Origin of the sequence: Streptomyces sp. NBC_01618, from assembly GCF_045209435.1 — a bacterium.
Classification (GTDB): Bacteria; Actinomycetota; Actinomycetes; order Streptomycetales; family Streptomycetaceae; genus Streptomyces.
The window spans coordinates 6,198,061-6,212,158 of the sequence record NZ_CP109297.1; the positions used below are offsets into that span (position 1 = coordinate 6,198,061).

11 protein-coding genes are annotated in these 14,098 nt (G+C 70.3%); 6 read left to right on the top strand and 5 right to left on the bottom strand.

Annotated features, from left to right (window positions below; genetic code table 11):
* Window positions 1-12: 12 nt before the first annotated feature.
* Together OH735_RS28700 and OH735_RS28705 are read left to right on the top strand one after the other, a co-directional pair.
* Window positions 13-1,407 (top strand): hypothetical protein, encoded by a 1,395-nt coding sequence (locus OH735_RS28700; protein ID WP_406384513.1) that lies wholly within the window; start codon window positions 13-15, stop codon window positions 1,405-1,407.
* A 123-nt stretch (window positions 1,408-1,530) separates the two neighbouring features.
* Entirely contained in the window at window positions 1,531-2,103 is a 573-nt protein-coding gene (locus OH735_RS28705) for a substrate-binding domain-containing protein (protein WP_406384514.1), read from the top strand.
* Between the two features lie 17 nt (window positions 2,104-2,120).
* Here the strand turns inward: OH735_RS28705 and OH735_RS28710 are convergent, their stop codons facing one another.
* On the bottom strand, window positions 2,121-3,755 hold the full coding sequence (locus tag OH735_RS28710; protein WP_406384516.1) for an amidohydrolase: 1,635 nt from the start codon (window positions 3,753-3,755) through the stop codon (window positions 2,121-2,123).
* 93 nt (window positions 3,756-3,848) lie between these two features.
* On the opposite strand from OH735_RS28710, the gene OH735_RS28715 reads away from it, so the two are divergent.
* Complete coding sequence (locus OH735_RS28715) at window positions 3,849-4,559, top strand: TetR/AcrR family transcriptional regulator (RefSeq protein WP_406384517.1); 711 nt, start codon at window positions 3,849-3,851, stop codon at window positions 4,557-4,559.
* Between the two features lie 132 nt (window positions 4,560-4,691).
* On the opposite strand, the gene OH735_RS28720 is transcribed toward OH735_RS28715, so the two are convergent.
* Window positions 4,692-5,102 (bottom strand): MaoC/PaaZ C-terminal domain-containing protein, encoded by a 411-nt coding sequence (locus OH735_RS28720; protein WP_406384518.1) that lies wholly within the window; start codon window positions 5,100-5,102, stop codon window positions 4,692-4,694.
* Here OH735_RS28720 and OH735_RS28725 point away from each other — a divergent pair.
* A complete protein-coding gene (locus OH735_RS28725; RefSeq protein ID WP_406384519.1) occupies window positions 5,101-6,462 on the top strand; it encodes a carboxylesterase/lipase family protein in 1,362 nt (453 codons plus the stop codon). The two genes, OH735_RS28720 and OH735_RS28725, sit on opposite strands and share 2 nt — an antisense overlap.
* Window positions 6,463-6,727: 265 nt before the next feature.
* Here OH735_RS28725 and OH735_RS28730 read toward each other — a convergent pair whose 3' ends face one another.
* Window positions 6,728-8,890, bottom strand: coding sequence for a DEAD/DEAH box helicase (locus tag OH735_RS28730; protein ID WP_406384520.1), 2,163 nt, complete (start codon window positions 8,888-8,890; stop codon window positions 6,728-6,730).
* The gene (gene brxD, locus OH735_RS28735) at window positions 8,890-10,224 is read right to left on the bottom strand and encodes a BREX system ATP-binding protein BrxD (RefSeq protein WP_406384521.1); all 1,335 of its coding nucleotides are present in this window, start codon (window positions 10,222-10,224) and stop codon (window positions 8,890-8,892) included. Before brxD ends, OH735_RS28730 begins: the two co-directional genes overlap by 1 nt.
* 125 nt (window positions 10,225-10,349) lie before the next feature.
* Here brxD and OH735_RS28740 point away from each other — a divergent pair, with 125 nt between their 5' ends.
* On the top strand, window positions 10,350-10,817 hold the full coding sequence (locus OH735_RS28740; RefSeq protein WP_406384522.1) for a hypothetical protein: 468 nt from the start codon (window positions 10,350-10,352) through the stop codon (window positions 10,815-10,817).
* Between the two features lie 12 nt (window positions 10,818-10,829).
* Window positions 10,830-11,054, top strand: coding sequence for a DUF3800 domain-containing protein (locus OH735_RS28745; RefSeq protein WP_406386787.1), 225 nt, complete (start codon window positions 10,830-10,832; stop codon window positions 11,052-11,054).
* Window positions 11,055-11,185: 131 nt separating this feature from the next.
* Here OH735_RS28745 and pglZ read toward each other — a convergent pair whose 3' ends face one another.
* Window positions 11,186-14,092 carry a BREX-2 system phosphatase PglZ gene (pglZ, locus tag OH735_RS28750; protein WP_406386789.1) on the bottom strand — a complete coding sequence of 969 codons (2,907 nt, stop codon included), beginning with the start codon at window positions 14,090-14,092 and terminating at the stop codon, window positions 11,186-11,188.
* Window positions 14,093-14,098 lie beyond the last annotated feature (6 nt).

Sequence of the window (14,098 nt, forward strand, 5' to 3'; positions counted from 1 at the left end):
TAGCGTGCCTGCGTGAAGACCGAGGACCGTACAGAACACCCCACCATGAACGAAACCGGTCACCGCACCGGCCGCCGCAGCGACTTGGTCGCCGCCGCCGCGGGCGTTCTGCTCGTCACCGCCGCCGTGCTTGTCGGCCGGTCGATTCAGGACGCCGACGGAAGCCTGTTCGTCCACTGGCCTCCCCTGCTGGCGTCCTGGTACCCGCACACCGGACCCGGCACCCCGGCCGCCGTCGTCGTGGCAGCGGCCGTCGTCGCGTACGGGCCGCCGCTGGCCGACCGTATCCGCCGGCGGGCGCTGCTCCCGGCCGCCTGGGCGGCGTCGCTCGCCTGGGTCTTCTCGCTGGCGCTGATCGACGGCTGGGGCCGGGGCATCACCGAACGGCTCACCAACAAGCATGAATATCTGCAGGCCATCGACCGTTTCCAGAACATCGGTGCGGCCCTGCGCGGCTTCAACGGCCACATCCTGCTCGGCTCCCCGGACAACTGGCCCACCCATGTCGCCGGGCACCCACCGGGCGCCACGCTCACCTTCGTCCTGCTCGACCGCATCGGGCTCGGCGGCGGCGCCTGGGCCGGGGTCTGGTGCATCGTGGTCGGCGCCTCCGCCGTTCCGGCCGCCCTGATCGCGCTCCGGGCCCTGGCCGACGAGCGCCTCGCGCGCCGCGCAGCCCCGTTCCTGGTCCTCGCACCGGTCGCGGTGTGGACCGGCACCTCGGCGGACGCCTACTTCGCCGGCGTCGCCGCCTGGTCCGTGGCCCTCCTCGCCCTGGCCGCGACCCGTTCGGCGCGCCTCCCCATGGCCGCCGCATTCGCCTCCGGTCTGCTGTTCGGGCTGACCTGCTACCTCAGTTACGGTCTGACGCTGATCGCGTTTCTGCTCCTGGCCGTCCTCGTCCTCGCCCGTACCGCCCGCTCCGTCCCCCTCTTCCTCGCCGGAGCGCTGGTCGTCCCGGTCCTCTTCACCCTGACGGGCTACAACTGGTGGGAGGGCTACCGCCTGTTGGTCGAGCGCTACTACCAGGGCGCGGGTGGCCTGCGCCCGTACTCCTACTGGGTCTGGGCGAATCTCGCCTGCACCACGATCGCCGCGGGCCTCGCCACGGTCGCCGGACTCCGCCGTACGCTGGCGGGCGCCCCCGAAGCAGTACGCGCCCTGCGCACCGGCACCGGCTGTGCACCCCAACGGCTGATTCTGCTCACTCTGATGGCGCTCCTGGCACTCCTGGCCGCCGACCTGTCCGGGATGAGCAAGGCGGAGACGGAACGCATCTGGCAGCCCTTCATCCTCTGGCTGCTGCCCGCCGCCGCCCTGCTGCCCACCGGCACCCGGCGCGGCTGGCTGACCGCCCAGGCCGTCGTCGCCCTGCTCGTCAACCACCTGCTGTTGACCGGATGGTGACGAGCGAGACCGTCGCACTCATCCGCCGCGGGGTACAGACGAATCCACGTTGACGTTCCGGCGCCCCGCGCGACTTCTCCGCCGTCCGTGGTAACACCGCGCGGGCTCACGTCGCCACAGCTTTTGTTCAGGGGGGACGTCGACGCGGGCGCGGCGGTCCGCGAGACCCTGGGCCACCTCGGGAAGCAGGGTGCCCGGCGGCCCGTACTCGTCCTGCCCGACAGCACCACCCGGTTCCATGCGGGGGTGCTCGCCGCCTATCGCGACTGGTGCACCGAGCACGGTCTGCCGGAGCGGATCGTACGCGCCGAGGCCGCCGGCAACGGACCGGTCGTACGCGCCGTCGAGACCGCTCTGGCGGAGTCCGCGGCGGATGACACGGAGGAAGACCGCGAGCGGCCCGACGCGCTGTTCGTCGTGGCCGAGGCGAGCCCGCCCCTCGTCCTGGAGGCGGCGCGCCGCCATGGCTACGAGGTGCCTGGCGATCTGCTCCTCGTCTGTGTGAGCGAGGATGCGACGGCCGAGCACACCGAGCCGCCCGTGACGACGCTGAGCCTGCAGCCCCGGGAGGTCGCGGAGGCAGGCATCGAACAGCTCGTGGCCGTCCTGGAGCACGGCCGGCGGGAGTCGGCCGGGGTGCTCGTGCCGACCCGCCTCGAAGTACGGGCGTCCTCGTTGCGGACGGGCCCTGGCTGATCCCCGCGGCGGCGGGCTCAGACGGAGTGCACCAGCCTGCCGCCGACATAGGTTCGCTCCACCCTGGCCTCGGCGATCTCCTCCGCAGGTGCGGTGAGGACGTCCCGGTCCAGTACGACCAGGTCGGCGAGGTGGCCGGGGCGCAGACTGCCCGTGTCGTCGCGGCCGTTCACATGGGCGGAGCCGGCCGTGTAGGCGGCCAGGGCGGTGGTGAGGTCGAGGCGCTGTTCGGGCAGGAAGACCCGGCCGTCCGTGGCCTCGGGATCCCTGCGGTTGACGGCGACGTGGATGCCTTCGAGCGGGTCGGGGCTGCTGACGGGCCAGTCGCTGCCGGCGGCCAGGGTGGCTCCGGCCCGCAGCAGATCGCCGAACGGATACTGCCAGGCGGCGCGTTCGGGGCCGAGGAAGGGAATCGTCAGCTCGTCCATCTGGGGTTCGTGGGCGGCCCAGAGGGGCTGGATGTTGGCGATGGCGCCGAGGCGGGCGAAGCGGGGGAGATCGTCGGGATGGACGACCTGGAGGTGGGCGAGGTGGTGGCGGTTGCCGCGGTGGCCGTTGGCGGCCACCGCGGCTTCGACGGCGTCGAGGGCCTCGCGGACGGCGCGGTCGCCGAGGGCGTGGAAGTGGACCTGGAAGTCGAGGGCGTCGAGGCGGGTGACGTACCCGCGCAGCGCCTCGGGGTCGACGAAACTCAGTCCGCTGTTGACGGTGGCGCAGCCGCAGCCGTCCAGGTAGGGGGCGGTCATGGCGGCGGTGAAGTTCTCCGCGATGCCATCCTGCATGATTTTCACCGAGCCCGTCCGAAATTGCTCGTGGCTCAACTTCTCGCGCAGCGCGACCAGTTCGTCGATCTGCTCGGCCCCCCGATCCCGGTTCCACCAGAGGGCGCCGGTGACCCGGGCGGTGAGCGACCCGTCGCGGGCGGCGGCCAGGTACGCGTCCGACGGATCGGGGTTGCCGCCGAACACACCGAGCAGTGCGTCCTGCCAGCCGGTGATGCCGAAGGAGTGCAGCAGCTTCTGGGCCCGGAGGAGGCCGGCCAGCCGGTCCGCGGGAGTGCTCGCCGGCACCATCCGGGCGACCAGCGCCGTGGCGCCCTCCTGGAGCATGCCGCTGGGGGTGCCGTCCGGTTCCCGCTCGATCCGTCCGTCAGCGGGATCGGGGGTGGCCGCGGTGAGCCCGGCGCGTTCGAGCGCACAGGTGTTGGCCCAGGCGCCGTGGTGGTCACGGTTCGACAGCAGGACCGGGCGGTCCGGGACGACGGAGTCGAGCACTTGCCGGGTGGGCAGCCCGCCGTCGAAACTCTCCATCGACCAGCCGCCGCCGGTGATCCATTCGTGGTCCGGGTGGGCATCCGCGTACGAACGGATACGGGACAGGTAGTCCGCGACGCCCACGGTCCCGGTCAGATCGCACTCGGCCAGCTCCGTCCCGCCGGAGACGGCGTGGATGTGGGAGTCCTGGAACCCGGGGAGCAGCAGCTTCCCGGTCAGGTCGACGACCTCGGTGCGGGGACCGACGAGTGCACTCACCTCGTCGTGGCCGACGGCCACGATCCGTTCGCCGACGACGGCGAGCGAGGTGGCCCGGGTGCGCGCGGCATCCATGGTGAGAACGGGGCCGCGGGTGAAGACCAGGTCAGCCGTGGTCATATGACGCTCCAGAGCGTGAGGTGAGGGGTTGGTGGACTTCATGGAATCGGGGCGGCCGTTTACACGTCAAGGGTGTTGACGTAACGTCCGGGCATGGCTGAACGTGTGGTTCCCGAAGGCAGACGGCGGCGCCGCAGACCGACCAAGCAGGGCGCCGTCCTCTCGGAACGGCTGATCGTCGATACCGCGCTTCGCCTCGTCGCACAACACGGTGGTGAGGCTCTCTCGGTACGGAGGCTGGGTGCCGCACTCGGCGCGGACCCCAGCGCTCTCTATCGCTACTTCCGCAACACCGACGCGCTGCTCCTCGCCCTCGCGGACGAGCTCATCGGCCGTGCACAGGAGGGCTGGACGGTCACCGGTGACTGGCGGGCCGACCTCCGCGCGATCGGGCTGCGCATTCACGCCTCCTACCGGTCCAACCCGCAGGCGGCCCTTCTCGCGGCGCACCGCACGACGGGGCGCCCCCATGAGACCCGGGCCGTCGAGACGATCCTCGGAGTCCTGCGGTCCGGGGGCTTCCCGGACGCCCTCGCGGTGCGGATCTACCACGCCTTCGTCGACCAGGCGCTCGCCTTCGCCGCGCAGGACGCTGCCGCGCTCGCCCTGCCGAGGGCGGCCCAGGAGGCGGAGGAGGGGGTCTGGCACGGGGTGTACGGCAGGCTTTCGCCCGACACCCACCCGAACATCGCCGCGACCTTCCGGCTCCTCGCCGCCGACATGCGCGACAGCGGCTACCCCTTCGCCCTGGAGCTGATGCTCGGCGCGGTGGCGGCGCTCCGCCCGGCGACGGACGGGGACTGAGCGGCGGCCTGGGACTGAGCCGCCCGGCCGGGGCCGGGCGGAGACCGTCCTCCAGCTCGGTCTCCTCCCGCCCCCAGCCGCGCCGGGCGGTGGCCGCCACGACCTCGCGGAACCCCTCGGGCGTCGTCGCTGTCAGGCGTAGAAGCGGTACACCGCCTGGGCGACGCACGCCGGCTTGTCGACGCCGTCGATCTCCACGGTGAGGTCCACGACGACCTCGACGCCGCCCCTGACGTCCTCGACGGAGACCACGCGGCCGTGCGTGCGGATCTTCGAGCCGACACGTACGGGGGAGGGGAAACGCACCTTGTTGAGGCCGTAGTTGACGGCCATCGACACGCCTGGCGAGCCGAGCACGGAGACGGCGAAGGACGCCGACTCGACGGCCCTCCTGCGCGACGGCCGGATCGCCGTAGCACCGGTGACGCCGACCGGACCTTCGGCGTGCGGGAGCCGCACCCCGAAACGCTGCGGAAGATCCGCCAACACGTCGAACACGACGCGCCCGGCCACTGACCCCTTCACCACAGGAGCCTTCTCCATGACCGACACCGTCGTCCGCACCGGCCACGGCCCGGTGCGGGGTGAACACCGCACCGATGGCACCCTTCGCTTCCTCGGTATTCCCTATGCGCAGCCCCCGGTGGGCGAACTGCGGTTCGCGGCTCCGGTGCCGCCGACCCCCTGGACGGAGCCGTTGGATGCCACGGCGTACGGACCGACGGCGCAGCGCCGTGCCTTCGCCGAGGTCACCACGATTCCGGAGCCCTCGATCCCGGGCGAGGGTGTGCTGAACCTCAATGTGTTCACTCCGGCCGCCGACCCGGAGGCGGGTCTGCCGGTCCTCGTGTGGATCCACGGGGGCGGCTACGTGGCGGGATCGGCGGCCAGTCCGTGGTACGACGGGGCAGCGTTCAACCGGGACGGTGTGGTGCTGGTGTCCATCGGCTACCGGCTGGGAATCGAGGGCTTCCTGCAACTGGAGGATGCCCCCGACAACCGCGGGGTACGGGACTGGGTTGCGGCACTGGAATGGGTACGGGACAACATCGCGGCTTTCGGCGGCGATCCGGCGGAGGTTACCGTCGCCGGACAGTCCGCGGGCGGTGGCGCGGTTCAGACCCTGCTCGCGGTTCCGGCCGCCCAGGGGCTCTTCCGGGCCGCCCTCTCGGTCTCGGGAGCGGTCATGCGGCCCCAGGGCAGGGAGGTGGCCGAGAAGGTGTCGGCGCTGTTCACTTCACGTACCGGCGTCCCGGCCACCGCCACCGCCCTGCGGGACCTCACCGACGACGAACTCCTCGTCCTTCAGGACCAATTGGTCGAGCCGGGTCCCGACAGCGAGGCGATGCCGATGCCGCTCCTCGCCCCCTTCGCGGACGGCGAGCTCGTCCCGGAGCCGGTGCACGAGGCACTCGTCGACGGCGAGGCCGGTGCGGACATCCCGTTGATGCTGGGCTTCACCGCCCACGAGTTCCACATGATCGAGCCTCCCGCGCTGGGCGCGGCCCTCACCGACGAGATCTTCCGTGTCCCCGCGCTCGCGATCGCCGAGGCCCGGGCCAACGCGGGCTGCCCGACCTGGCTCTATCAGTTCGAATGGCGGGCCACCGCGCCTGCCTTCGAGGGCCTGGCACACCATTGCGTCGACCTCCCCTTCGCCTTCGACCTCCTGAACGCTCCCGGCGTCCCCGAGGCCCTCGGCGACCACCCTCCCCAGCCGCTCGCCGATGCTCTCCACGGGTCCTGGGTGCGGTTCGTCCGCCACCTCGACCCGTCCTGGCCGAGCTACACCCCCGACACCCGCGCGACCCGGATCTGGTCCGCCGAACCCCGTACCGCGCACGACCCTTTGCGCGACCTGCGGGAGAGCTCCTGTGGGCGGGACGGGGGCCCTGGGGCCTGAGCGGGCCACGCGCTTGATCGAGGAGTTAGGAGTTCTAACACAGCACAGCTCCTAACTTGCTCTTCAACCTCGCTGTCTCGCTTGGCGTGTTGAGGCATCGCGGACTGTGGACTATCGGCTGGTCGGGGTGCGTTCTCTGTCCGGGCGTGGTGGTAGCGGCGCGACTTCACGACCCTCGGCTTCACCTTGATGAGCTGCGGGTGAACTGCCAAGACAGGCCGGACGAACAGCCTGGGAGCACGTCCCGTCACATGTCCGGGTGCCGTCATCCGACGCCTTGCGCGCGGTGGAGCCCGTGCTGGTAGCGCACAGGCTCCCGTAGAGCCTCCCTGGCTGCTTCGAGATCGGCGAGCCTCGCAGCGACTGTGGCCACCGCCAGCCGTTCGGGCAGGGCCGCGGAGAATTTCAGGCCGTGCACGGCGCGGCGGTCGACATCCGGAAGTACAAGGGCCGCGCCGTTGCCCGCGGACTCACGGCTTGCACGCCACATGTCAGGAGTCAGATCTTCGCGCAGGCGCACATAGCAGTCCGTCGGCCGCTGGACGGGATCGGCGATCGAAGGCAGCGTCGCAGCAAGCGTTGCGTTCGCGCGATAACCGGCCCAGGTCCACCATCGGACGTCGTTGCCGTGGCGGGCTACCAGAGTCGCTTCAGGGTGTACGAGCTCGGGGGCCTCCTCCTCTCGCCATTCTGCTAGACACACCTCGGCCCGGCGTGTCAGGGAGACCGGGGGGTCGGCCCCCAACAGAACGTCCCGCATCGCGCGCGTGATGGTGTACGAGAGGCCGACGAGCGATCCACTGTTCCACTTGGCGACTCCGCCGCCGTCGGCCGGTTCGACAAAGGCCCGTTTGCGGGTCCAGTCGATGAACGTCACCTGCCAACTGCGCCCGCCGAGCAGAAGTCGGCGAGGCCCAGGGCGTTCTTCGGTCAGTACCGCGGGATCCACTTGCCCGATCTCGGTGCGCCCGGAGAGGACTGTGAACTGCGGGGGCGCGGTGAAGGAGGCTGTCAGTTCGATGAAGTGCCGTCGGCCGAAGCGCTTTTCTGCCTCATGTCCGATGAACAGAAGGCCCTCGTCCGAGTCGAGGAAGCCCTGCTCCATCAGATGGCGCACGATCGGCTCTGCCGAGAGATCGAAGGGGGGCAGCCCGTTCCATTGCTCGGGCCACAGCCGGTCGCCGATCCGCTGCTCCTGGAGGGTGATGGCGAGTAGTTGTTGCGCCACTAGGTGCCGCGGCTCGGTTGGTGGGGTAACTGGTTCGACCCAACCCTTCCCCCAGAGCAGGAGCAGTGCCGCTGCCTGGAGGAGGCTGTCCTTCGTAGTGGCGAGGAACAGGCAGTTGCGTGTGCTGCCCGGCCGCCGCCCTGTACGCCCGATGCGTTGCAGAAAAGAGGCGACGCTGCTGGGTGAGTCGATCTGGATGACACGGTCCAGGTCACCTACGTCGATGCCCAGTTCCAGCGTGGACGTGGACACAATGACGCAGTCGCGGGCCTCGGCGAAGGCCTCCTCGGACCTGGCTCGCTCCGCTGCTGACAGCGATGCGTGCGAGAGGAACACTGTGACTTCGCGCTCGCGCAGGGCCGCACCCAACTGCTCGACCTGCCGTCGGGAATCACAGAACACCAGCCGCTTCTCGCCCCGGTGCAGTGCGGCGATGAGCTTGGCGGCGTTTTCCAGGGAGCCGACGTAGTCCAGCTCCACTTCGCCGGCCGGGGAAGCGGTGGACGCGCTGCCGGTGGACGCATCGGGTGCGATGACGCGGGCCGGTCGTTTTCCGGCGCCCGAGCCCTGGAGCCAGGTGAGCAGGTCCTCAGGATTTCCTACGGTCGCCGACAGCCCGATCCGCTGGATGGGGCGTCCGACCACCCTTTCCAGACGCTCCAGCACCGCGAGCAGATGCCAGCCACGGTCGTCGCCTGCGAAGGCGTGGACCTCGTCCACAACCACCGCCCGCACACCTCCTAGAAGGTGTGCATGATCGGTCTTGACACCGATGAGCATGGCTTCCAGCGACTCCGGAGTGGTGAGCAGGATGTCCGGTCGCTCGCTGCGGATGCGCTGCCGCTGCGACTCCCTGGTGTCGCCGTGCCACAGCGCAGCACGGCGACCGAGCCATTGAGCGTAACCGTCGATACGCGTCACGAGGTTGTTGAGTAGTGCTTTGAGCGGGCACAGATACAGGACGGAGGTGCCGGTCCAGCGCTGCTCCGACATGGCCGACAGGATCGGCAGACAGGCGGCTTCGGTCTTCCCCCCGGCGGTGGGGGCGAGGAGAACGGCGTCCTCGCCGTTCATCAGCGGGTGGATCGCCGCCCGTTGCATCGGCCGCAGGTCCGGCCAGCCCAGAGTGTTCACCACGTGGTGGAGGACGACCGGATCGAGTCGGTCCACGGGGTCACCTGCGGTGGGGGACTCCGCCATCACAGGTCCAGTTCGATGTCGTCGGCCGAGTGGCCGGCAGCCGCGTTCCGTTCGACATCGTTGAGTTCATTGCCGCTCACCGTCAGCTTGTAGTCCTGCCGCGGGTCGAAATCGTCGAACTGGTCGACCCGGTCGAGTACATCACCCACCAGTTTCTTCAGGTAAAGCCGTGGTGCCACGCCCACCTTGCCGCCGAGCGCGCCCCCGACTGCTCGTGCGAGGTCCGCGACATACGCGTCGTCTGCGAGCGTTCTGACGCGGTCGGGGGCTGTCGCGCCCGCCGCGTAGAGGTCGCGGATGGTCACGCCCAGGCGCACCAACGAGTCCTGGGTGAAGCCGGGCAGCCTCAACTGCACCGCACGCGGATTGTCGAAACGCGGTTCGGTGGTGAAGTCGGTGGCCAGGCGCTGCGCGAGCGGGGCCAGGCGTTGCACGCCCTGTTGTCCGTCATAGAAGGCGGGGGTGCCGGTGATTACCAGGTAGAGGCCGGGGAAGCGGCCGGAGTGGACCTCGTCGATGAGCTGACGCAAGGCGTTGAGTGCCTTGTCCCGGGCGTCGGATCGTACCCGCTGGAGCGTCTCCACCTCGTCCAGCACGACGAACAGCCCTCGGTGCCCGGAATCGCGCAGTACGGTCAACAGCCCTTGCAGAAAGCCCAGAGCGCCGAAATGGTCGAGATCGCCTCGGACGCCGGCCGACCGTCGGGCAGCGGCGGCCACATGCGGCTGTCCGCCGAGCCAGGCGAGCACGGCCGCAGCGGTGGCTTCGTCTCCCTCGGCCAGGGCGGTCCGGTATCCACGCAAGGCGGTGGCGAAGGACGGGGCGTGCCGGGAGACTTCGGCAAGCCTGGAGGTGAGCAGGGTCTCCACCTCACCGGCCAGTTCGTCCTCGGTGGCCCCGGCCGCGAGGGCGTCCTCCTCCAGTGCGTAGAACCAGGCGTCCACGATGGGCCTGAGCGCACTCGGGGGGAAGCTCGCCGTCGTGAGCCGCTCGGTCAGCCTTCGGTAGACGGTCTCCAGCTTGTGCAGAGGAGTTTCGGTCTCCGAAACCTGGATCTCGGCGACCGCGAAGCCCAGGCGTTTGGCCCGCTCGCCCAGCCATCGGGTGAAGAACGTCTTGCCGGAGCCGTACTCCCCCCGGACGGCCTTGAATACCGCCCCGCCCGAGACGACTGCGTCAAGCTCCGCGTCGAGCGCTGCCTCGAACCGGTCAAGGCCGGTGGCCAGCAGATCAAGCCCACTGTGAGGTACGGCGCCACGGCGCAGCGCGTCGATGACAGCCCGCCGACGGACGGCCGACGCGGGGGAGGAGGGATTCGGCTTCGCTGAACTCACCGTCACAGTCTCTCACTCCGCATGATCGGCGGCCCTGGGCGAAGGTCGTGTGAAACACTCACGTGGTGTTACTGACCTACGTCGATGAGTCATACGACCGAGATCACTACCGGATGGTCGCTCTCGTGGTCGCGGAGAAGCATCTGCGACCGCTGCACCGCGCACTCGACTCCGTTGTGGCCAAGGCAGCCGATCACTACCCCGTCGATCGCCATGCGGAACTGCATGGCCACGCCCTGGTGCAGGCCAGGGACGACTGGACGCGGATGGGCAACAAGGGACACAACATGGTGCGCGCCCGCATCGGTGTCTATGCGGACGCGATGAAGGCGATCGGCGCATACGACGTACGGGTCATCGTCCGTGGGCTCGACCTCAGGGCTTCCGGGGCACGTCGCACAGATGGCTGCCCGCCGCCGCACGAGGTGGTATTGCGGCATTTGTTGGAGCAGATCTGCGAACACGTGCAGGTGAGGGACGAACTGGCGCTGGTGATCGCCGACGAGATCGACGGAGCGGACGACCACCGACGGCACTTCCGCGACTACCAGCTGGCCGGTACCGGCGGGAGCGTCAGTAACACCTTGCCGTGACTCGTCGACACCATTCATTTCGCGCCCTCGAAGGCGAGCCGGCTGCTGCAGGCCGCTGACCTGATCGCCTATCTGCACCGGCGGCTTGTCAGCGGGCAGGACGGCGACCCCCGAGCGCGCCGCGCCAACGAGAAGCTGTGGTCCTACGTGGCTCCCCGGGTCGCTCATCAGCACTGCTGGATTCCGGGGCAGTCCACCGGCCCACTCGCGGAGCCCGCCCCCACAAGTCCTACCTGAGCAGCACAAAGGCCCCGCTTCCACGGGGCCTGAGGCGAACCGGGCGTCGATTTCTGGAGACGTCCCTGGAGCCTAGGCTAGCACGGGAGGACGTGGCGCGGCTGGCCCTCATGACCGCACGCGCCCCGTCCTCAGCCCAGCCCGAACTGGTCCCGCAGGAGCCCTCGGTGAAGGCGCAGGGTGCGCCCGTCGGGCAGGGTCTCCAGGACCTGCACCCCGTCGTAGTTGAGCAGCTGGCGCAGGACCGCGGCGAACCCGTCCGCACGGCCGACCGGGAAGTCGACGCGCTGCGCCAACGCCGTCACCGGCAGGGTGCCCCCGGCATCCGCGAGCTCCTGCACGGCCAGCCTGAATTTGTCCAGTTCACGCTCGCGCGGCTTGCGGGCCAGGAGCTCCACCTGATCCTGGAAGGCCGCAGAGGCGAACAGCGCGGCGACCAGCGTCTCCGTCTGCGTGCGCAGCTCCGGGGCGACCAGGGCGTCCCCGGTCTCGTCCGACGGGACCATGACGACGTCGAAGAGGGAATCGTGTGTCCGGGCCAGTTCGGCCTGCGTCTTCGACGGTGTCTGCCGCACCGGCTTCTTGGACGGGGGTGCAACGCCGGCCGGGGCCGGTACGGGTGCGGTCGCAGGCGCGCGTTCGTCCAGGAACCACCACGGGGGCCGCTGGTCGCCCAGCTCCCGCCACTCCTTGGGCGGTGTCGCTCCGAAGGGGAGGAAGGCGAGGACGGGGATGGTGAACTCCGCGAGGGAGGCACCACCGTGGTAGCCCGCCTTGTGCGCAGTGTAGCGGGAGTCGGCGTCCCACAGGGCCACGATCGACGCACCGGGGTCGGGCCAGACCACCCGTGGACCGCTCAGCACCACCTCCACTGCGCCCGGCCCCCTGTCCGGCAGGCGGTGGCGGGCCGATTCCGGAGTGTCCGCGCCTACCTTCGTGCCGTGCCGGTCCACGACGTGCCCGTGGTCGCTGGTGATCAGGACCGCCATGCCCTGTGCTGCGGCAACCCTCAGCAGGTCGACCAGACCGGGGATGTCGGCAGCCCGCCACGCCCCGTCGCCGAGCTTCTGCTCCTTGGCCAAGCGGTCGTCGATGGCGTTCAGGACGACCGCCACATGGGTGTGTCCGTCGGCGAGTGCTTCACCGAGACCTGGGCCGAAGGTGTCCCCGGCGCTCGCGGCGCGCAGGTCGTCCTTGTGGAACACGGCCGCCGGAGCACCGCCCCAGAGCTTCTGCTGAGGGAAGAGCCGTTTCTCGTCGGCTTGGGCCCCCTTCATCAGCCGGCCTGCGAACAGTGATGTACGAGAGACAGCGGTGAGGGTCGGCAGGGCGGCGGCCATGGCCCGGCGGTGCGGTTCGCCTTCCCTGACCGGGTCGAACTCGGCCCACGAGGAGCGGAGTTCCTCGCCGAGCTCGGTGGCGATCGCCGCGCTCATGCCGTCCAGGACGAGCAGCAGGACGCGTCGGCTGTCCGTACCTCGGACGACCGGCCGCACGACACGGTCGAGGAAGGACTCCACGGTGAGCATGGATCCGGGATGCGTGCCCGCCGCGGTCCAGGTGGCGAGTGACCGGGCGAAGTGCCGGTCGATCTCATGCCGTCGCTCCCGGACGCGTGCGCCCAGCTTGTCGTATGCGGAGCGCAGGATGGGGTCCGGGTCTCCGCCGGCCTCGATGTGTTCCAGGGCCTGGTCCACCCACCCGGTCTCCGAGAGGTGGCGCTTTATGCCGTCACCTGTCGAGTCGCACGCGACGGGGGGTTCACCGGCCAGCCACTGTGCCAGGCGCCCGCCCATCCGGGCTCTTCGGATGCGGGACCGGGACTCGGGATCCTCGGCACGCCGGTGCTCGTCCAGGTCTCGAAGTGCTTCGGCCAAGGGGCCGGGGCGCCCGGCTTCCAGAGCCCGCCCCACCGCGGTGAAGCGTGCTTCCAGGCCCAGGGGAAGCAAGGGACTCGCCTGGGCGGCGGTCTCGGCACCGAATTGCCGGATCAGGGAGGAAGCCCGGTCCAGGACCGTGTCGCTGGTCCGGCGTGCCTCCCGGGCCTCGTCGCTCTCCCCGCCTCGGTCTCGGGTGGCAGCAGTCAGCAGCACACTCGCGTACTTCTCGCAGGCACGTCCGAACGCGGACGCCAGGGCATCGAGCTGCTCTCCGGAGGGCAGGGGCTGTTCGCCGAACCAGCGCTCGGCACGGCCTCGCGCCCGGTAGACGTCGGCGTCCGGCGCCGCGTGCAGCCACAGTGCCCCGCACACCAGCCCGAATGCCACGGCGTCCGCGCCGTGATCGGCCTCGACCAGAGCCAGCAGGGCCTCTCCGGCGAGTCCGGCCTGGTCCGCTTCGCCGAGGAACTCCCGCAGACCCGCACGTTCGGGTCCCCGCAGTTCCAGTAGCCGTTCGGGACCACCGGGGCTCAAGGACCATCCGAGGAGGGCGCGTGTGTCCAGGGCGTCCGCTGCCACGCTCACCGGTCGTCCGCTCGACTCGGTGTCGTACCTGCCGAGCCTGAGACGGCGCAGGGCGAGTGCGGAGAGGGCCTTCTGCCGGGACAGCACACCCCCCGCGAGCGGGGGCCAGCCACCGGGAGGGGTGGCGTCCAGCAGGGCTTCAGCGGCCCAGTTGGCGTTCTTGAGCCGGGTGTCGACCTGTTCCGCGCCGAAGGCCTCGCGTACCACGTCCCAGCTGTCGAGCGTGTCGATGCGCTTCGTGTGAGCGCGGGCCAGGATCGCGGGGTCGAGCTCGCTCTGTTCGCGGTCGGTCAGCACGACGAGCACAGCGGGGCCGCCGGAGCGGGAGCCTCGGACTGCGGTCTGCTCACCGAGGTGGTCCAGAAGGAGCTCGTGTACGGCCAAGGGCGAGGGGGCCACAGCGATACGGGCTGTGCGGCCGTCGCCCCATGCCGGTTCGGCCGGACCGTCCCATTGGGGCGCGGAACGCAGCAGGACCGCACGGCGCCGCCCGGCGCCGGTGAGCGAGGCGGCCAGCGACGTCTGGGACGACAGGTACTGGGTGATGGTGGCGACATTCAGCCGCGTGGTCATCTGCGG